Annotated in this window: 17 protein-coding genes; 8 read left to right on the top strand and 9 right to left on the bottom strand. The window is 66.8% G+C overall.

Annotation, left to right across the window (positions count from 1 at the left end; genetic code table 11):
* Nucleotides 1-27: 27 nt before the first annotated feature.
* Entirely contained in the window at nt 28-660 is a 633-nt protein-coding gene (locus AC1DKQ_RS07340) for a M23 family metallopeptidase (RefSeq protein WP_476883986.1), read from the bottom strand.
* 729 nt (nt 661-1,389) lie between these two features.
* Here AC1DKQ_RS07340 and rpsB point away from each other — a divergent pair.
* The 6 genes from rpsB (at nt 1,390) to AC1DKQ_RS07310 (ending at nt 6,438) form a co-directional block, all read left to right on the top strand.
* Nucleotides 1,390-2,307: a 30S ribosomal protein S2 gene (gene rpsB / locus AC1DKQ_RS07335; RefSeq protein WP_277526085.1), complete on the top strand. Its 918-nt coding sequence runs from the start codon at nt 1,390-1,392 to the stop codon at nt 2,305-2,307.
* Nucleotides 2,308-2,440: 133 nt separating this feature from the next.
* Nucleotides 2,441-3,277, top strand: coding sequence for a translation elongation factor Ts (gene tsf / locus AC1DKQ_RS07330; RefSeq protein ID WP_476883985.1), 837 nt, complete (start codon nt 2,441-2,443; stop codon nt 3,275-3,277).
* Between the two features lie 175 nt (nt 3,278-3,452).
* Nucleotides 3,453-4,190 carry a UMP kinase gene (gene pyrH, locus AC1DKQ_RS07325; protein ID WP_277526083.1) on the top strand — a complete coding sequence of 246 codons (738 nt, stop codon included), beginning with the start codon at nt 3,453-3,455 and terminating at the stop codon, nt 4,188-4,190.
* Nucleotides 4,191-4,302: 112 nt separating this feature from the next.
* Nucleotides 4,303-4,860, top strand: coding sequence for a ribosome recycling factor (gene frr / locus AC1DKQ_RS07320; protein WP_277526082.1), 558 nt, complete (start codon nt 4,303-4,305; stop codon nt 4,858-4,860).
* A complete protein-coding gene (locus AC1DKQ_RS07315; RefSeq protein WP_476883984.1) occupies nt 4,860-5,780 on the top strand; it encodes a phosphatidate cytidylyltransferase in 921 nt (306 codons plus the stop codon). Before frr ends, AC1DKQ_RS07315 begins: the two co-directional genes overlap by 1 nt.
* A 31-nt stretch (nt 5,781-5,811) precedes the next feature.
* Nucleotides 5,812-6,438: a DivIVA domain-containing protein gene (locus tag AC1DKQ_RS07310; protein ID WP_476883983.1), complete on the top strand. Its 627-nt coding sequence runs from the start codon at nt 5,812-5,814 to the stop codon at nt 6,436-6,438.
* A gap of 64 nt (nt 6,439-6,502) precedes the next feature.
* On the opposite strand, the gene AC1DKQ_RS07305 is transcribed toward AC1DKQ_RS07310, so the two are convergent.
* From AC1DKQ_RS07305 to AC1DKQ_RS07290, 4 genes are all read right to left on the bottom strand, one after another.
* Nucleotides 6,503-7,975 (bottom strand): sodium/solute symporter, encoded by a 1,473-nt coding sequence (locus AC1DKQ_RS07305; RefSeq protein WP_476918546.1) that lies wholly within the window; start codon nt 7,973-7,975, stop codon nt 6,503-6,505.
* A 40-nt stretch (nt 7,976-8,015) separates the two neighbouring features.
* Nucleotides 8,016-8,468: a DUF485 domain-containing protein gene (locus AC1DKQ_RS07300; RefSeq protein ID WP_476918545.1), complete on the bottom strand. Its 453-nt coding sequence runs from the start codon at nt 8,466-8,468 to the stop codon at nt 8,016-8,018.
* Nucleotides 8,465-9,184 (bottom strand): LytR/AlgR family response regulator transcription factor, encoded by a 720-nt coding sequence (locus tag AC1DKQ_RS07295; RefSeq protein ID WP_476883981.1) that lies wholly within the window; start codon nt 9,182-9,184, stop codon nt 8,465-8,467. Before AC1DKQ_RS07295 ends, AC1DKQ_RS07300 begins: the two co-directional genes overlap by 4 nt.
* An 87-nt stretch (nt 9,185-9,271) precedes the next feature.
* Nucleotides 9,272-10,489 (bottom strand): sensor histidine kinase, encoded by a 1,218-nt coding sequence (locus AC1DKQ_RS07290; protein ID WP_476918544.1) that lies wholly within the window; start codon nt 10,487-10,489, stop codon nt 9,272-9,274.
* Between the two features lie 224 nt (nt 10,490-10,713).
* Between AC1DKQ_RS07290 and AC1DKQ_RS07285 the strand changes: the two genes are divergently transcribed.
* Together AC1DKQ_RS07285 and AC1DKQ_RS07280 are read left to right on the top strand one after the other, a co-directional pair.
* A complete protein-coding gene (locus tag AC1DKQ_RS07285) occupies nt 10,714-11,094 on the top strand; it encodes a DUF485 domain-containing protein (protein ID WP_476883979.1) in 381 nt (126 codons plus the stop codon).
* The gene (locus AC1DKQ_RS07280; protein ID WP_476918543.1) at nt 11,091-12,707 is read left to right on the top strand and encodes a solute symporter family protein; all 1,617 of its coding nucleotides are present in this window, start codon (nt 11,091-11,093) and stop codon (nt 12,705-12,707) included. Before AC1DKQ_RS07285 ends, AC1DKQ_RS07280 begins: the two co-directional genes overlap by 4 nt.
* 112 nt (nt 12,708-12,819) lie before the next feature.
* Here AC1DKQ_RS07280 and AC1DKQ_RS07275 read toward each other — a convergent pair whose 3' ends face one another.
* The 4 genes from AC1DKQ_RS07275 to AC1DKQ_RS07260 all read right to left on the bottom strand — a co-directional run bounded on the left by AC1DKQ_RS07275 (nt 12,820) and on the right by AC1DKQ_RS07260 (nt 15,613).
* A complete protein-coding gene (locus AC1DKQ_RS07275) occupies nt 12,820-13,608 on the bottom strand; it encodes a hypothetical protein (RefSeq protein ID WP_476918542.1) in 789 nt (262 codons plus the stop codon).
* A gap of 81 nt (nt 13,609-13,689) precedes the next feature.
* A complete protein-coding gene (locus tag AC1DKQ_RS07270) occupies nt 13,690-14,100 on the bottom strand; it encodes a DUF4383 domain-containing protein (protein WP_476918541.1) in 411 nt (136 codons plus the stop codon).
* Nucleotides 14,101-14,232: 132 nt separating this feature from the next.
* Complete coding sequence (locus tag AC1DKQ_RS07265) at nt 14,233-14,988, bottom strand: hypothetical protein (protein ID WP_476918540.1); 756 nt, start codon at nt 14,986-14,988, stop codon at nt 14,233-14,235.
* 151 nt (nt 14,989-15,139) lie between these two features.
* Nucleotides 15,140-15,613, bottom strand: a complete 474-nt coding sequence (locus tag AC1DKQ_RS07260) for an Lrp/AsnC family transcriptional regulator (protein ID WP_277526072.1) — start codon at nt 15,611-15,613, stop codon at nt 15,140-15,142.
* Nucleotides 15,614-15,661: the final 48 nt, after the last annotated feature.

Below are 15,661 nucleotides of genomic sequence, written 5' to 3'. Positions count from 1 at the left end.
ACGGGGGAGCCGTTCATGAGGGGCCATTCATGATGGGCCGACGTCGATAGGCTGGAGCAGGACAGAGGGTCTCAGGTCCATCACGAACGCCAGCGGGTTGACGTAGTCTTCGCCGCGGCGGACGCCCCAGTGGAGACAGGGCGGTGCCGGGCCGCAGTGGCCGGCCTCTACATGCCCCAGGACGTCGCCCTTTCCCACGGCGGACCCCGCCGTCAGGAAACTCGCCACCGGCTCGAAACTGCTGCGCAGCCCGTTGCCGTGATCGATCGTGATGACCGGCCGGTCCACCACGATCCCGACAAAGCTCACCGTGCCGGCAGCCGGCGAGACGAGCGGGGCGCCAACCTGCGACGCCTCAAGGTCGACGCCGCGGTGGCCGCTGAGCCACGGCCTGGCCGGGGGATCGAAGGCGCGCAGAACCGCCGGCCGCGGGCTGAGCGGCCAGCTCCAGGCAGGTGCCGGGACTGGCCCTGTGCCCGGGGAGCCCCGGACGGGGGATATCGAAACCTGGGTGGGTACCGAGACCCGCGTGGGTACCGAGATCCGCGTGAAAACCGAGACCCGAGTGGAAACCGAGACCCCGGAGGCCGCGGGGACGGAATCTGCGGGGATGGGGGACAGCGCCAGGAGCAGTGCCGCAAGGCCGGGGGAGATCTTCATGGCCCCAGCCTGCCGCGGCGGCGCGCTGGGCGGAATCACCCGCGAGGGCTATGTGGATAAGCCTCAAGTGCGGTCCGAAGGCGCCGCTGCCCCATCCTCATGACTATTCGTGGTCGGTTACGGGCGGCGGCATCACCGCCGCGACAGAGGGCGCCAGTGCACTAGCCCCCAGCACGGCCGCGGCCGACGGCAGGGATGCTGCCCTGCCGGGAGGCCGCCACGGTTTGCGCCCAACGACGGCTACCCCCGCGACGACGGATACCGGCCCCGGCCGCATGCCGCCCGCCCGCATGCCGTCCGGCCGTACTTCCGGCCGCCGCAAAAACATGCCCAGCGGCGCCCGTCGGAGCCCCGAAACCCCGCCCCGCGACCCCGCGAAAACCGTCCTTCGGTACGGGGGCGCTGTAGTACACTTGGTGGAGCAGTTTGCTGTGCCCTCACGCTTGAACGTTGCGATAATTCGTGGTTGTCCGAGCCGGCACGCCTCATTCAGGGGTGCGGGGGAGCAGTGGCTGACTACGCGTATCCAGCCCTCCTCAAAAGAAGCCTGAAACTTCAGATGCGGAAGACTGTGCCTCCTGCGGTCCGTTCCTTCGGGTACGGATGGGAAGCGCAGTGGATGCCAGGAGCAACGCCCACCCCGGGCGAATGCTAAACAACCGTCAACTATTGGCAGGGTAAGAGAGCCATGGGCTCTCTCATGAATGACCTGCCGGAAGGAGCGTCGGCATGCCCGTCGTAACTATGCGCCAGCTGCTTGACAGCGGCGTCCACTTTGGACACCAGACCCGCCGTTGGAACCCGAAGATGAAGCGCTTCATCTTCACGGAACGCAACGGTATCTACATCATTGACCTGCAGCAGTCGCTGTCCTACATCGACCGTGCCTACGAGTTCGTGAAGGCCACCGTTGCACACGGCGGCACCGTTCTCTTCGTCGGCACCAAGAAGCAGGCGCAGGAATCCATCGCCGAGCAGGCAACCCGCGTTGGCCAGCCGTACGTCAACCAGCGTTGGCTCGGCGGTATGCTGACCAACTTCCAGACGGTCTCCAAGCGCATCCAGCGCATGAAGGAACTCGAAGAGATTGACTTCGACGACGTCGCCGGTTCGGCTTACACCAAGAAGGAACTGCTGCTCCTTCGCCGCGAACTCACCAAGCTGGAAACCAACCTCGGTGGTATCCGCAACCTGACCAAGGCGCCGTCCGCGCTGTGGATCGTTGACACCAAGAAGGAACACCTTGCTGTCGACGAAGCCAAGAAGCTGAACATCCCGGTTGTGGCCATCCTGGACACCAACTGCGATCCCGACGAAGTCGACTTCCCGATCCCGGGTAACGACGACGCCATCCGCTCCGTCAACCTGCTGACCCGCGTGGTCGCCGACGCCGTTGCCGAGGGTCTCATCGCCCGCAACCAGCGCGCCACCGGCACCACGGAAGCTCCGGAAGAGCCGCTGGCCGAGTGGGAGCGCGAGCTCCTCGAAGGCAACAAGGCTGAAGCTGCTGCAGCGCCCGCCGCTGAGGCTGCTCCGGCTGCCGAAGAGGCACCCGCCGCTGAAGCTGCTCCGGCTGCCGAAGAGGCACCCGCCGCTGAAGCTGCACCGGCTGCTGAAGAAGCACCGGCCGCCGACGAAGCCAAGTAGTCAGACAAGTAAATCTGGATCTCCCCACATGCGCTCAGCTGCATAGGGGGTACCGACAGGATGGCCGCTCACTCGGTGAGCTGCCGTCCTGTCGGTCCGTACACCACATAAATTTCTAGACAGAGGGGTTCACATGGCGAACTACACTGCCGCTGATATCAAGGCTCTGCGCGAGCGCACCGGCGCCGGCATGATGGATGTCAAGAAGGCTCTTGACGAAGCCAACGGTGACGCCGAGAAGGCCATCGAAATCATCCGCATCAAGGGCCTCAAGGGCGCCACCAAGCGCGAAGGCCGCTCCACCGCTGAAGGCCTGGTTGCTGCCAAGGTCTCCAACGGCGTCGGCGTGATGATCGAAGTCAACTGCGAGACCGACTTCGTCGCCAAGGCTGACAAGTTCATCCAGCTGGCTGACAAGGTCCTCACCGTGGCCGTCGAGTCCGGCGCTGCCGACCTCGAGACCCTGCTGGCCACCGACGTCGACGGCAAGCCGCTGTCCGAGGTCGTCATCGAAGAGGGCGCTGTTCTGGGCGAGAAGATTGTTGTCCGCCGCATCTCCCGCATCGAGGGCGCAACGGTCGACGCTTACCTGCACAAGACCTCCAAGGATCTCCCGGCCCAGGTCGGCGTGCTCTTTGCTGTTGACGGCGAAGGCGAAGCAGCTGCCACCGCAGCCCACGACGTCGCCGTTCACGTCGCAGCGATGTCCCCGAACTACCTCTCCCGCGAGGATGTTCCGGCCGAGCTCGTCGAGTCCGAGCGCCGCATCGCCGAGGAAACCGCCAAGGCCGAGGGCAAGCCCGAAGCTGCGATGACCAAAATCGTCGAAGGCCGCGTCACCGGTTTCTACAAGGGCGAGGTTCTCCTCGACCAGGCATTCGCCAAGGATGCCAAGAAGTCTGTCGCCCAGGTCCTCGAAGAGGCCGGCGTCAAGGGAACCGCGTTCACGCGCTTCCGCGTCGGATCCTAGTCAGAGACTAGCCAGACACCAGTCAGGCAATAGCCAGGCACGCTAAGGGGGTGGTCACCACGGTGGCCACCCCTTTTGCATGCACGCCCGAGGCACGGTTCCGGTCACGGCCGGAATGCCGCCTTGAGCGCCCAGCACGATAACCTAACTCAGAGTTCACCAACGGGAAGGCACCATGGAAACCGTCACCACTTCAGCCCAGCCAAAGAAGAACAGGCGCCGCGTCCTTTTGAAGCTCTCCGGCGAGGTCTTCGGGGGCGGGAAACTTGGCGTTGACCCGGATACCGTCCGCGGCGTGGCCAAACAGATCGCCGCCGCAGTCCCCGACGTCGAGGTCGCAATCGTCGTCGGCGGAGGCAACTTCTTCCGCGGCGCCGAACTGTCCCAGAGCGGCATGGACCGCTCCCGCGCCGACTACATGGGCATGCTCGGAACCGTCATGAACTGCCTCGCGCTCCAGGACTTCCTGGAACAGGCCGGGGTGGAAACGCGCGTGCAGAGCGCCATCACCATGGGCCAGGTGGCCGAGGCCTACATTCCCCGCCGCGCCATCCGCCACATGGAAAAGGGCCGGGTTGTCATCTTCGGCGCCGGCGCCGGCCTGCCTTACTTCTCGACCGACACCGTTGCGGCCCAGCGCGCCCTGGAGGTGCACGCCGACGTCGTCCTGATGGCCAAGAGCGGCGTCGACGGCGTCTACACCTCTGACCCGAAGAAGGACCCGTCGGCGGAGAAGCTGCACCGCCTCAGCTACGACGACGCCCTTCGCCGCGACATCCGCGTGATGGACCAGACCGCGATGACCATGTGCAAGGACAACAACCTCACAATGGTGGTCTTCGGCATGGAAGGCGAGGGCAATGTCACCCGCGCCATCCTGGGCGAAGACCTGGGCACCGTCGTCACCCCGTAGCAACGGCTAGGATGTTTTCAGGACCTTTCCGCCGGCTGGCGGAAGACACAGGCGCACAAGAAGACGTGCCGCGCCCCGGCCCCCGGGACGTACCAATTTCTGAGGAGAGACCGTGATCGAAGAAACCTTGCTCGAAGCCGGGGACAAGATGGACAAGGCAGTTGAGGTAGCCAAGGACGACTTCGCCTCGATCCGGACCGGCCGCGCGACGCCCGGCCTGTACAACAAGGTTGTCGTGGAGTACTACGGCACCCCGACCCCGCTGCAGCAGCTGGCCTCCTTCGCGGTCCCGGATGCCCGCACCATCCTCATCACCCCGTACGACAAGACCGCCCTGCGCGACATCGAACGCGCGCTGAGCGATTCCGAGGTGGGCGCCAACCCCTCCAACGACGGCAACGTCATCCGGATCACCATTCCCGAGCTGACCAGCGAACGGCGCAAGGAATACGTCAAGATCGTCAAGTCCAAGGGTGAGGACGCGAAGGTGTCCATTCGCAATATCCGCCGCAAGGCCAAGGAAACACTGGACAAGCTCGTCAAGGACGGCGACGCCGGCGAAGACGAAGGCGCACGCGGCGAGAAGGAACTCGACGCCATGACCAAGGCGCACGTGGACGGGATTGACGAGCTGCTCAAGCGCAAGGAAGCTGAGCTGCTCGAGGTCTGATGGATCGGGCAAACGAGACCTCGGGGCCGCACGCCCGGAGGCGGGGGAAGCAACGCGAAAACCCGACGCCGAAGGCGGGCAGGAACCTGCCCGCCGCCATCGGCTCGGGTGTGGGCATGCTCGTGTGCGTCCTCGGCGGCCTGCTCTTCCTCCCGCTCGGCTTCGTCCTGGTGACCGCCACGTTCGCGATCTTCGGCGTCTGGGAAATTTACCGTGCGCTGGAGGCCGCAGGCACCCGGCTGCCGATCGTCCCTGTGATGGTCGGAACGGTCGCCATGCCGATCGCCGCCTACTTCGGCGGCCTCGAAAGCCTGCTCTTTGCCATGCTCGTCAGCAGCGTGGCGGTGCTGTTGTGGCGGACCCTGGAAGGTGCAGCCGGTTCTGCGCGGAGCATCTTCGCGGGGGTCTTCACCCTGTCCTGGGTGCCGTTCCTGATCAGCTTCGCGACGCTGCTGCTGCACACCGCCGACGGCGAGACACCGGTGGGACTGTGGCCAGACGGCGTGATCCCGCAGGGAGCCTGGCAAATCGCCACCCTGCTGCTCCTGGTGGTGGCCAACGACACCTTCGGCTACCTCGTGGGCGCATCCCTGGGCAAGCACCCGATGGCCCCCAAGATCAGCCCGAAGAAGACCTGGGAAGGCTTCGCCGGCTCGATCGCCGGTGCCGTCATCGTGGGTGTGCTCGCCATGATCTTCGTGTTGGGCGAGCCGTGGTGGTTCGGCGTCGTGGTCGCTGTAGGCATGGTGGCCGCCGCCACCGCCGGCGACCTCGCCGAATCGATGGTCAAGCGCGAGCTCGGCATCAAGGATATGAGCAGCATCCTCCCCGGTCACGGAGGCGTCATGGACCGTCTGGACTCGATTGTCTTCGCCTCGCCGGTGGCGTTCATCCTGTTCTCGGCCCTCGCTGGCGCCTAGAAGCACGGCACCAGCACTTCCGGCGCCTAGAATGGTGCCGAGCAAACCAGCCGAACGGCATCAAAGGAACAAAGTAACAGTGGACATTCAACGGCAGATTCCTGCGTCTTTTGACCGCGTGCAGCGGAACCAGTATGGCTACAACGCCAAGCAGGTCGACGATTTCCTGCAGCGCGCCCGGGTGTCATTTGAAGCTCCGTCCGCGGCGGCCCGCGCCGTCAAGAGCTCCGACGTCCGCGCCGTGTCCTTCGATCCTGTGAAGGGCGGCTACGCTGCGGCCGGCGTGGACGCCGCGCTGGACCGGCTCGAAGACGCCCTGGCCCGTCGGGAGCGCGATGAGCTGGTTGCCGAACGCGGCGAGGACGCCTGGCTGCGCGAAATCGGCCGGCTCGCGGGCGTCCTGCGCGGGCGCCTGCACCGCCCGGACGGCCAGCGCTTCCGGCGCCCGTCCAAGCCCAAGGCCCGCAGCTACAACATCACCGACGTGGACGATTTGTGCCACGAACTGATCGGCTACCTCGAGGAAGACCAGCCGCTGAGCGTGGACAACGTCCGGCGTGCCGTGTTCCGCCCCGCTGTGGGCCGGGACGGCTACGAGGAAAGCCAGGTGGACGCGTTCCTGGAACGCGCCGTCGAACTCATGGCGGCCATCGACTAATCACGCCCGACGCCGGGTGCCCACCTGCCGGGTCCGCCCGACGCCGGATCGCCGTTGTTGTGAGTTACCGTTCCGTCGCGAGCGGCCGTTCCGGGGTGTGCAACCGGGTCATGAGGCGCGTCAGGGTCCGCGGCACGCGGGCCCGCGTGGCCCGGGAGACCAGGACCGTGACGGCGAACGCCGCCGGGACCGTCCAGGCGGCGGGCTGCGCCAGCCACGACGGCGTCTGGGCGCCCAGCACCGAGCCGGCCACCATCGCGCTGCCGCAGAGCACGCCACCGGTCGTCATGCCGGCGATTGCCCCGGCGTCCGTCAGTCCCCGCCACCAGATGCCCAGCAGCAGCACCGGGCAGATGGTGGAGGCGGTAAAGGCAAACACGAGACCCACGCTGCCGGCCAGCGCCAGCGACTCGGTCATCGACGCGATGCCCAGCGGGACCATGGCCGAGACCAGTGCCGCCAGCCGGAAGCCCCGGACACTGCCGCCGAACACGTCCTGGCTGATCACGCCCGCCAGCGAGACCACCAGGCCGGACGTCGTCGACAGGAACGCCGCGAATGCCCCGGCCACCACCAGCGCCGTCAGCAGGTCGCCGGCCATCCCGCCGATCATCCGGCCGGGCAGCAGCAGCACCAGCGCATCGGCCTGGCCGCTCTGGGCAAGGTCGGGGGCGAACATGCGGCCGAGCATGCCGTACGCGGTCGGGAACAGGTAGAAGACCGACAGCAGGCCCAGGACAATCAGGGTGGTCCGCCGGGCGGACTGCCCGTCCGGGTTCGTGTAGAAGCGGACCAGCACGTGCGGGAGCCCGAGTGTTCCAAAGAGCAGGGCCACGAGCAGTGAAATGATCTGATACGGGCCCGCGGGGGCCAGCGCCGTCGGATTGGCTGCGCTGGATGACGGCGACTCAGCCACGGCGGATTCACCGCCGCCGAGCACAAACAGCAGGAACACGAGCGGCACCGCCAGCGCGGTCAGCTTGAGCCAGTACTGGAACGCCTGGACGAAGGTAATGGAGCGCATCCCGCCGGCCACCACGGTGATGCAGACGACGCCGACCACCGCCACCGGGCCCACCCAGGCCGGCAGGCCCGTGGTGATCCGGATTGCCAGGGCCGCGCCGTGGAGCTGCGGGACGATGTATAGCCAGCCGACCAGGACCACCACCAGGCTGGTGACGCGTCGGACGGCCCGGGAATCGAGGCGCGCCTCGGTGAAATCCGGAATCGTGTAGGCGCCGGAGCGGCGCAGGGGAGCGGCGACGAACAGGAGCAGCATCAGGTAGCCGGCCGTGTAACCCACCGGGTACCACAGCGCATCAGTGCCGGAGAGCAGGATCAGCCCGGCGACGCCCAGGAAACTCGCGGCGGAGAGGTATTCCCCGCCGATCGCCGAGGCATTCCACCACGGCTTGACCGTCCGGGACGCCACGTAGAAGTCCCCGGTGGTGCGGGAGATCCGCAGCCCGTAAAAACCGATGACGGCCGTGGCGAGCGAGACCGCGGCGAACGCCGCCACCCCGACGACGGGGTTCACGTTCCGCCCACCGGGGACGCCAGCTCTCTGGTCATGTCCCTCACTTGTCGCCGGCGAGGTCCCGGTAGCGGGCCTCGTTCCTGGCGGCGGTCCGCACGTACAGCCAGGCGCTGAGACCGATCACCGGATAGATTCCGGCACCCAGCAGCACCCAGTCGAAAGGCAGGCCGGCAATGGTGGAGTCCGCCAGGCCGGGGACCAGCCCGAGCATGAGCGGGAAGGCGAGCAGGATCAGCAGGAAACCCAGGCCCACCACGAGGCCCAGGCGGAGCTGGGACCGGATGAGCGAGCGGACGAACAGCTGCCCGGCGTCGGATTCCTCTGCCGCTTCGTGCGGGACCGCCGCCGTGCGCCCGCCGGCCAGGGCGGCACCGGCCAGGGCGGCCGGGTTCGGTACAGCACTGTTCGGTGTGACGCTGCCCGGTGTGAAACTGCCCGATGTGACGCTGCCTGCCTTGACGGTCCGCGGCGCCGTGACCCGGACCCGCGTCATGCCTGCGGCCGGATACGGCTTGCTTCGAGCTTTTCCCGGACCGCCGGCAGGTGCCGGCGGCTGATGGGCAGTTCTGCTCCGGCTACGGTGACGCTGGGCCGCGCCGCGGCAAGCTTCATGTGGCTGATGTGGCTCAGCGCGGTCAGGTACGAGCGGTGGATGCGCAGAAACCCGGCGTCGGCCCACTGCTGTTCGAGGTCCGCCAGCGGAACCCTGATGAGGTAGCTCGCCTCCGCGGTGTGCAGCCGGGCGTAGTCGCCCTGCGCCTGCACGTGCGTGACGTCCTCGCGCCGGATCATCTTGGTGGTCCCGCCCAGGTCAACGGTGATCATTTCGGGGGCCGGGGCACCGTCCTTGAGCAGTTCACTGATGCGGCCGATCGACTTTGCCAGCCGTTCGGCGCGGACGGGCTTGAGGAGGTAGTCCACGGCCGCGAGCTCGAAGGCCTCCAGCGCACAGTCCTCGTCCGCAGTCACGAAGACCACGGCGGGAGGACGGTCGCTGCGGGAAATGACCCGGGCAATGTCCAGCCCTGACAGCGCCGGCATGTGGATGTCAAGGAAAACGGCGTCGACTTCTTCGGCCTCAAGCGCCCGCAGGGCCTCGGCGCCGGAGGAGGCACGGTAGATGGCGCCGATCCGGTCATCCTTGCCGAGCAGGAAGGCCAGTTCCTCGACGGCGGGGAGCTCGTCGTCGGCGACGAGGACGTTAATCATGGCTCTAGCCTACTGCCGCAGGCGTTTTGGCCGGGCCAGGCCGTCAGGCATGCGCAGCGGGCGGGGTCACGGCGGTTCCGGCCCGGATCAGGCGTCGTGCCGGGGCTGGGACTTGGGGACGCGCATCGTGATCAGGGTGCCTTCGCCCGGTGCCGTCTCGATCACGAGGCCGTTGTCGTCACCGTATACCTGCCGCAGGCGGGCGTCGACATTGCGCAGCCCCACGTGATCGCCGTCGCTGTGCCCGGCCAGGACGGAGCGCAGCTGGTCCGGGTCCATGCCCACGCCGTCGTCCTCGATGGTCATCTCGGCGAAAGCGCCGGAGTCGTCCGCCGTGATGGAGATGTGGCCCGGTCCCTCCTTGGCCTCCAGCCCGTGCCGGACCGCGTTTTCCACCAGCGGCTGCAGGCTCAGGAAGGGGATCACCGTGCTGAGGACCTCCGGAGCGATCCGCAGGCTGACCTGCACGCGGTCCCCGAACCGGGCCCGTTCCAGGAGCAGGTACCGGTCGATGCAACGCAGTTCCTCGGCCAGGGTGGTGAAATCGCCGTGGCGGCGGAAGGAGTAGCGGGTGAAGTCGGCGAACTCCACAACGAGCTCGCGTGCCCGGACTGGGTCCGTGTTGATGAAGGAGGCGATCGCGTTGAGCGAGTTGTAAATGAAGTGCGGGCTGATTTGGGCGCGGAGCGCCCGGACCTCCGCCTCCATCAACAATGTGCGGGAGGCGTCGAGTTCGGCGAGCTCCACCTGGGTGGCCACCCAGTCCGCCACCTCGCCGGTGGCCCGGACCAGCCCGGCGCCGGCGGCCGGCGCGAAGGCCGCGACCACGCCGACCACGCGGGCACCGGCCTTGATCGGCGCGATCACGACGGCGCGCTCCACCTCGGGAGCCAGCGTCCGCCCGCCGTCGCCGGTGCCAAGCAGCTGGAGTTCGCCCGCCGGAATCACGGCGAGGTGGCCGCCGTCGAGCACTTTGGCCGCGAGCCCCATCAGGGCGGGCTTGAGTTCCTCGCCGGCGCCGTCCCACGCGAGCACGCCGGTGGTGTCCGTGATGGCCAGGGCGTCGCAGCCCAGGAGGCTGCGCAACTGCTTGCTGGCCTTGGCCGCGCCTGCCGGGTTAAGGCCTGTCCGCAGGTACTGGCCGGCACGGGAGGCGGCATGCAGCGTCTTGTAGGTGGCCCGTTCCACGTCGGTGCCGAGGTCCCGGAAGGAGCGGAGGACCTTGAGCCCCACGGCGACGACGGCCGCGATCGCCAAGGCAATCACCGCGATGGCGGCGGCGGTGAGCAAGGGAGAGTCCGGCATGGTGCCAGCCTACCGGCCGTGCGGGCGGGCACCTTTCGACGTCGTGAGGCACCGTTTGGCGCAGGGTGGGGGCCGCTGGGCGACGCGGGTGGCGCGGGTTCTGGAACGCACGGGTGTCACGGTACAGAGTGATTGCAGTCACATTGGCCGGATGGGTTGTATGCGGAGTCCCGCGAGACCACGGCAGCCGGTGTGGGCTCACCAGTCTCAATGAGGAGGAACCGATGGGTCACGACGCCCAAGAAACGGACGCAGCGGCGGCCGTGGACTTCAAGGAAGTCCAGTCGACGGAGCAGTTCAAGGAACTGCGCAAACGTCACCGCAGCTTTGTCTTCCCGATGTCCATTGCATTTCTGCTCTGGTACTTCGCGTACGTCCTGCTGGCCGACTATGCGGTGGAATTCATGTCCACGAAGGTCTGGGGCAACATCAACGTCGGCCTGCTCCTGGGCCTGCTGCAGTTCGTCTCCACGTTCGCCATCACTGGCTGGTACGTCAGCTACTGCAACCGCAGGCTCGACCCCATTGCCTCCGAAATCCGCCACGGAATCGAAGGGCACGAATTCGACAAACACGGCAACCCGGTAGGCGGAGCAACAAAATGACACTCATGGTCCCCGCGGTCAATGTCGCCGCCCTCAAAGACACCACCCTGCTGAACATGGGCATCTTCGCCCTGTTCGTGGCGGTCACCATGGTGATCGTCTTCCGCGCCAGCCGCAACAACAAGACAGCGGCCGATTACTACGCCGCCGGGCGCTCCTTCACGGGTTCGCAGAACGGTACGGCGATCGCGGGCGATTACCTCTCCGCGGCCTCCTTCCTGGGCATCACCGGTGCGATCGCCATCAACGGCTACGACGGCTTCATGTACTCCATCGGCTTCCTCGTCGCCTGGCTCGTGGCCCTGCTGCTCGTGGCCGAACTGCTCCGCAACACGGGCAAGTTCACCATGGCCGATGTCCTGTCCTTCCGGCTCAAGCAGCGCCCCGTGCGCATCGCGGCCGCCATCTCCACCCTGGCCGTCTGCTTCTTCTACCTGCTGGCGCAGATGGCCGGTGCCGGCAGCCTCATCTCCCTGCTGCTGGGCATCAGCGACTGGGGCGGACAGGCCCTGGTGATCATCGTCGTCGGCGTCCTGATGATCATGTACGTCCTGATCGGCGGCATGAAGGGCACCACCTGGGTCCAGATCATCAAGGCCATGCTGCTGATTGCCGGCGCCGCAGTCATGACCTTCTGGGTCCTGGCGATCTACGGCTTCAACCTCTCTGATCTGCTCGGCGGTGCCGCGGAAACCGCGAAGAACCCGGGCGTCCTGAACCCGGGCCTGCAGTACGGCAAGTCGGATACCTCCAAGCTCGACTTCATGTCCCTGGGCCTGGCGCTGGTGCTCGGCACCGCGGCCCTGCCGCACGTGCTGATGCGCTTCTACACAGTGCCCACGGCCAAGGATGCCCGCAAGTCCGTGGTGTGGTCCATCTGGCTGATCGGCATCTTCTATCTCTTCACGCTGGTGCTCGGCTACGGCGCCGCGGCACTCGTCGGCGCGGACACCATCAAGTCGGCGCCGGGCGGCGTCAACTCGGCAGCACCGCTGCTTGCCTTCCACCTCGGCGGGCCGTTGCTGCTCGGCTTCATCTCCGCGGTGGCCTTCGCCACCATCCTTGCCGTGGTGGCCGGCCTCACCATCACCGCCGCGGCGTCCTTCGCGCACGATATCTACGCCAACGTGTTGGCCAAGGGGAAGGCCGACGCCGGCACTGAGGTCAAGGTCGCCCGCCGCACCGTGGTGGTGATCGGCCTGCTGGCCATCGCCGGCGGCATCTTCGCCAACGGACAAAACGTCGCGTTCCTCGTTGCGCTCGCCTTCGCCGTTGCGGCTTCCGCCAACCTTCCGACCATCCTCTACTCGCTCTTCTGGCGCCGGTTCACCACCCAGGGAGCGCTCTGGAGCATGTACGGCGGATTGTCCGCGGCCATCATCCTGATTGCGCTGTCCCCGGTGGTGTCTGGGGCCAAGACATCGATGATCCCCGGCGCCAACTTCGCTGTCTTCCCGCTGAGCAACCCGGGTATCGTCTCCATCCCGCTCGCGTTCTTCCTGGGCTGGCTCGGCACCGTGCTGGACAAGCGGAAGGAAGACGTCACGAAGCAGGCCGAAATGGAGGTCCGCTCCCTGACCGGGGTGGGTGCCGAGAAGGCCACCAACCACTAGGTCCGCCTGTCAACGGCAGGAGCTCCCGTGCAGCAGCACGGGAGCTCCTCTGTTTTGGGTTGAGGGGTTTTTGGGTTGAGGCTCGCGCCCCTAACTAGTGGCCGGAATGCTACTAATGGCCGTGGTGTTGGCCGCCCGGGGCGGGGATCCCGTGGCTGCCGTGGGGCACTGCGAACTGGCCTGCCGAGGAGGCCGCCAGGCCCGGCGTGGCCACGGCAGCCACCATAACCGCAAAGCCAAAAGCTGCCAGCAGAAGCCGCCCGGGCCGGAGCCCGGCCATGTCCTCGCCCGCTGACCGAACCGGACTCCCGCGGTGGCCCTGTCGGCGCAGCCAGCCCGCGGCCGCCACGATCATGAGGGTCAACAGCAGTGCGGCAAGATGGCTGATCACCAGTGATCCGCTGGTCATCGACTGCGAACTCAGTGATGGCTCGAGCGATTGTCCATTTAGCGATTGTCCATTTAGCGATTGTCCGGCGGCCACAGCGGCATGCACCAAAGCTGCCGTCGCGAGCAGGGCCATGGATCCTGCTGCCCACGGCAGACGCCCCCGGCGGAGTGTCAGGACCGTGCCTGCAAGTATGGCGCACCCCCAGATCCCCGCAGCCGCTCCCGCCACCATGGACGGGCCGTCGGCCGGCGGGGGGCCCGCGGCTGCGGTCGGTGCCAGCAGCATGCTGGCCGCGATGCCCAGGTTCACCGCGCCAGCACCGAAACCGGCGAAGCCCGCGAACAAACTGACAGCTGCTGCTCGGGTGGCGCCGCCGGCCGGAACGGTCCGGGCCGCATCCTGCACCGGGCCCTGTTCAGGGTTTTGGTCCAGCTGTGCGCCTGGCTGAGGAAGCTGCTCCCGCAGTGGTTTGTTGTTCAGAGGCTTGTTGTCCAGGGGAGCCGAACTCATCTCGACCGTCCTTCGTCTGGTGTGGGAGCGACGCCTGTGGCGTCTGGATTAGCAGCAGATCGGGAGTGCCTTAGGCGTGCCTTAGACGCGGGCCCGGGCAGGAACCGCTGCCTTGTCCATGGACAGCCCGACGCCCAGCAGCAGCACGGCGCTGGCAAGGTGCAGTACGTTGTCTGGACCGTTGAGGGCGATGATGTTCAGCGGCGAGCTGAGCAGGAAGAGCCCGACGATGCCCACGAGAAGATACACGGCCCCTACCGCGGTGTTGATGTTCTTGGCCATGGTGACACCTTGCAGGCCGGCATAGAGCAAGGCGGCGCCAATGGCGAGGTGGATGACGTTGTGCAGCGGATTGACCTCAAAGATGATCAGGTTGGCGCCCTCGGTCGCGGCGAAGCCGACGCCGGAGGTGACCACAAAGCCTAGGAGGCCAACCAGCAGGTAGACGGCACCGAAAATGGTGGCGATCAGTCGGTTGGGTGATGTGCGCATTGGTCTGAATCCTTATCGATCGGGCCGACATGATGATCGGCCGGGAGCGGGGTCCCGGGCGGGACTCCCTGAAGGCGATTCGGACCATGCGCGGGAATGGATGGGTGGCGGCGGCGCGGGAGTTTTCCGAGGTCAGCGCTGCGGCCGCAGCCGGATATTGACCATCTTGAGCTCGTCGCGGCCCTCGAAACGGTAGGCCAACTCCACGTGCTTGGTATCGCAGTCGATGGAACCCGCGACCTCGGCCGCGTTGGAGCCGTTGTCTGTGCTGACGTTGAGGCTGGAATAGTTTGGCTTACAGCTGGCGTCCAGCTCCAGGCTCTGCACCCCGGCCGCGAACTCCTCCCGGGAGATCTTCTCCATGAGGGCCGGATCCAGGTACTTCTCGTAGGCGCCGTTGACGTCGCCGGCGATGATCTGCTTGGTGAACTCGTCCGCGAGGCCCCGCGCCTGGTTGGTGGCTCCGCCCACCACGTTGAGGAGGATGACGACGCCCGCTGCTACAAGCAGCAGCACACCGCCGACGATCCCGAGGACAATCCACAGTGCCTTGCGGCTCTTCTTGGGCGGCGGTGGCTGGCTGCCGTAGTACGGCGGTGGCTGGCTGCCGTAGTACGGCGGCGCGCCGTTTCCGGGAGGTGGGTAGTTGGGCAGCGGGTAGTTGGGTGCGCCGTTGCCGGGTGCGGAGGACGGATTCGGGTCTGGCGGCGGGTAATTGGGCGAGGGGTAGTTGGGTGGTGCGCCATTCCCGCCCGGGCCTGGCGCGGCCGGCCCGGGAGGGGCGGCATAGTACGGAACGGGCGGCTGACCGGGGGTCGGATGGCCGGCGGCAGGCTCATGCCCTGGCAGCGGTGGTACCGGGCGGTGCGGTTCCTCGGGACTGCTCACGGTTCAAGCCTCTCCGGCAGTCCAGACAGCCACTGCCTGTTGTACAGGGCCGCGTGCGCGGACCCAAGGACTCAAGGGGGACCCAACGGACACAGCCTAGCGCCGCGGCCTCCCTGCGCACAGATCTCCCAGCGCACGGATGAGGAGCAGATCAGTTGTCGGCGGATCCGCGTTCCAGCAGGGGCTGAATCCGGAACGGGATCAGCTCACCCATCGCCAGGGCCGTATCGGTCCGGTCCACGCCGTCGCAGGCCAGGATCTTGCCATTGATCCGGAAGAGGTCCTCGGCGTCGAGCGCCACCACCCGCAGGAGCAGATCGGCCGAGCCCGTCAGGCCGTAGCCCTCCAGGATTTCCGGAATCCCGGCGAGCTCGACGGCCAGGGTGCCGAGTTTCTGCTGCTGGACGTGGACGGAGATGAAAGCCATCAGCGGGTACCCCAGGGACACCGGATTGATGCGCCGCTCGAAGGAGAGGAACACGTGCTTTTTCTCCAGCTGGGCCATCCTGGCCTGCACCGTATTGCGCGAGAGTCCCAGCTTCTGGGCGAGGGCCACCACGGTCCGCCGGGGGTCCCGTGACATGGCCGAAAGCAGGCGGGTGTCAGTGCCATCCAAGGGTTGCATAATGCGCAAGATTAGCACGGTCTAGGGTCGTCAGACAGTGCATAATGC

This window comes from Arthrobacter sp. 05L421 (genome assembly GCF_056397785.1).
The sequence above is the reverse complement of the archived record's forward strand: the minus strand, read 5'-3'. Positions and strand labels throughout refer to the sequence as shown.

Coding starts and splice junctions, on each gene's coding strand:
- tsf (WP_476883985.1), top strand. CDS start 2,441: ATGGCGAACTACACTGCCGCTGATATCAAGGCTCTGCGCGAGCGCACC.
- AC1DKQ_RS07285 (WP_476883979.1), top strand. CDS start 10,714: ATGGGTCACGACGCCCAAGAAACGGACGCAGCGGCGGCCGTGGACTTC.
- AC1DKQ_RS07295 (WP_476883981.1), bottom strand. CDS start 9,184: ATGATTAACGTCCTCGTCGCCGACGACGAGCTCCCCGCCGTCGAGGAA.
- AC1DKQ_RS07315 (WP_476883984.1), top strand. CDS start 4,860: ATGGATCGGGCAAACGAGACCTCGGGGCCGCACGCCCGGAGGCGGGGG.
- AC1DKQ_RS07290 (WP_476918544.1), bottom strand. CDS start 10,489: ATGCCGGACTCTCCCTTGCTCACCGCCGCCGCCATCGCGGTGATTGCC.
- AC1DKQ_RS07260 (WP_277526072.1), bottom strand. CDS start 15,613: ATGCAACCCTTGGATGGCACTGACACCCGCCTGCTTTCGGCCATGTCA.
- AC1DKQ_RS07280 (WP_476918543.1), top strand. CDS start 11,091: ATGACACTCATGGTCCCCGCGGTCAATGTCGCCGCCCTCAAAGACACC.
- AC1DKQ_RS07300 (WP_476918545.1), bottom strand. CDS start 8,468: ATGACGCGGGTCCGGGTCACGGCGCCGCGGACCGTCAAGGCAGGCAGC.
- AC1DKQ_RS07340 (WP_476883986.1), bottom strand. CDS start 660: ATGAAGATCTCCCCCGGCCTTGCGGCACTGCTCCTGGCGCTGTCCCCC.
- AC1DKQ_RS07270 (WP_476918541.1), bottom strand. CDS start 14,100: ATGCGCACATCACCCAACCGACTGATCGCCACCATTTTCGGTGCCGTC.
- AC1DKQ_RS07310 (WP_476883983.1), top strand. CDS start 5,812: ATGGTGCCGAGCAAACCAGCCGAACGGCATCAAAGGAACAAAGTAACA.
- AC1DKQ_RS07275 (WP_476918542.1), bottom strand. CDS start 13,608: ATGAGTTCGGCTCCCCTGGACAACAAGCCTCTGAACAACAAACCACTG.
- rpsB (WP_277526085.1), top strand. CDS start 1,390: ATGCCCGTCGTAACTATGCGCCAGCTGCTTGACAGCGGCGTCCACTTT.
- pyrH (WP_277526083.1), top strand. CDS start 3,453: ATGGAAACCGTCACCACTTCAGCCCAGCCAAAGAAGAACAGGCGCCGC.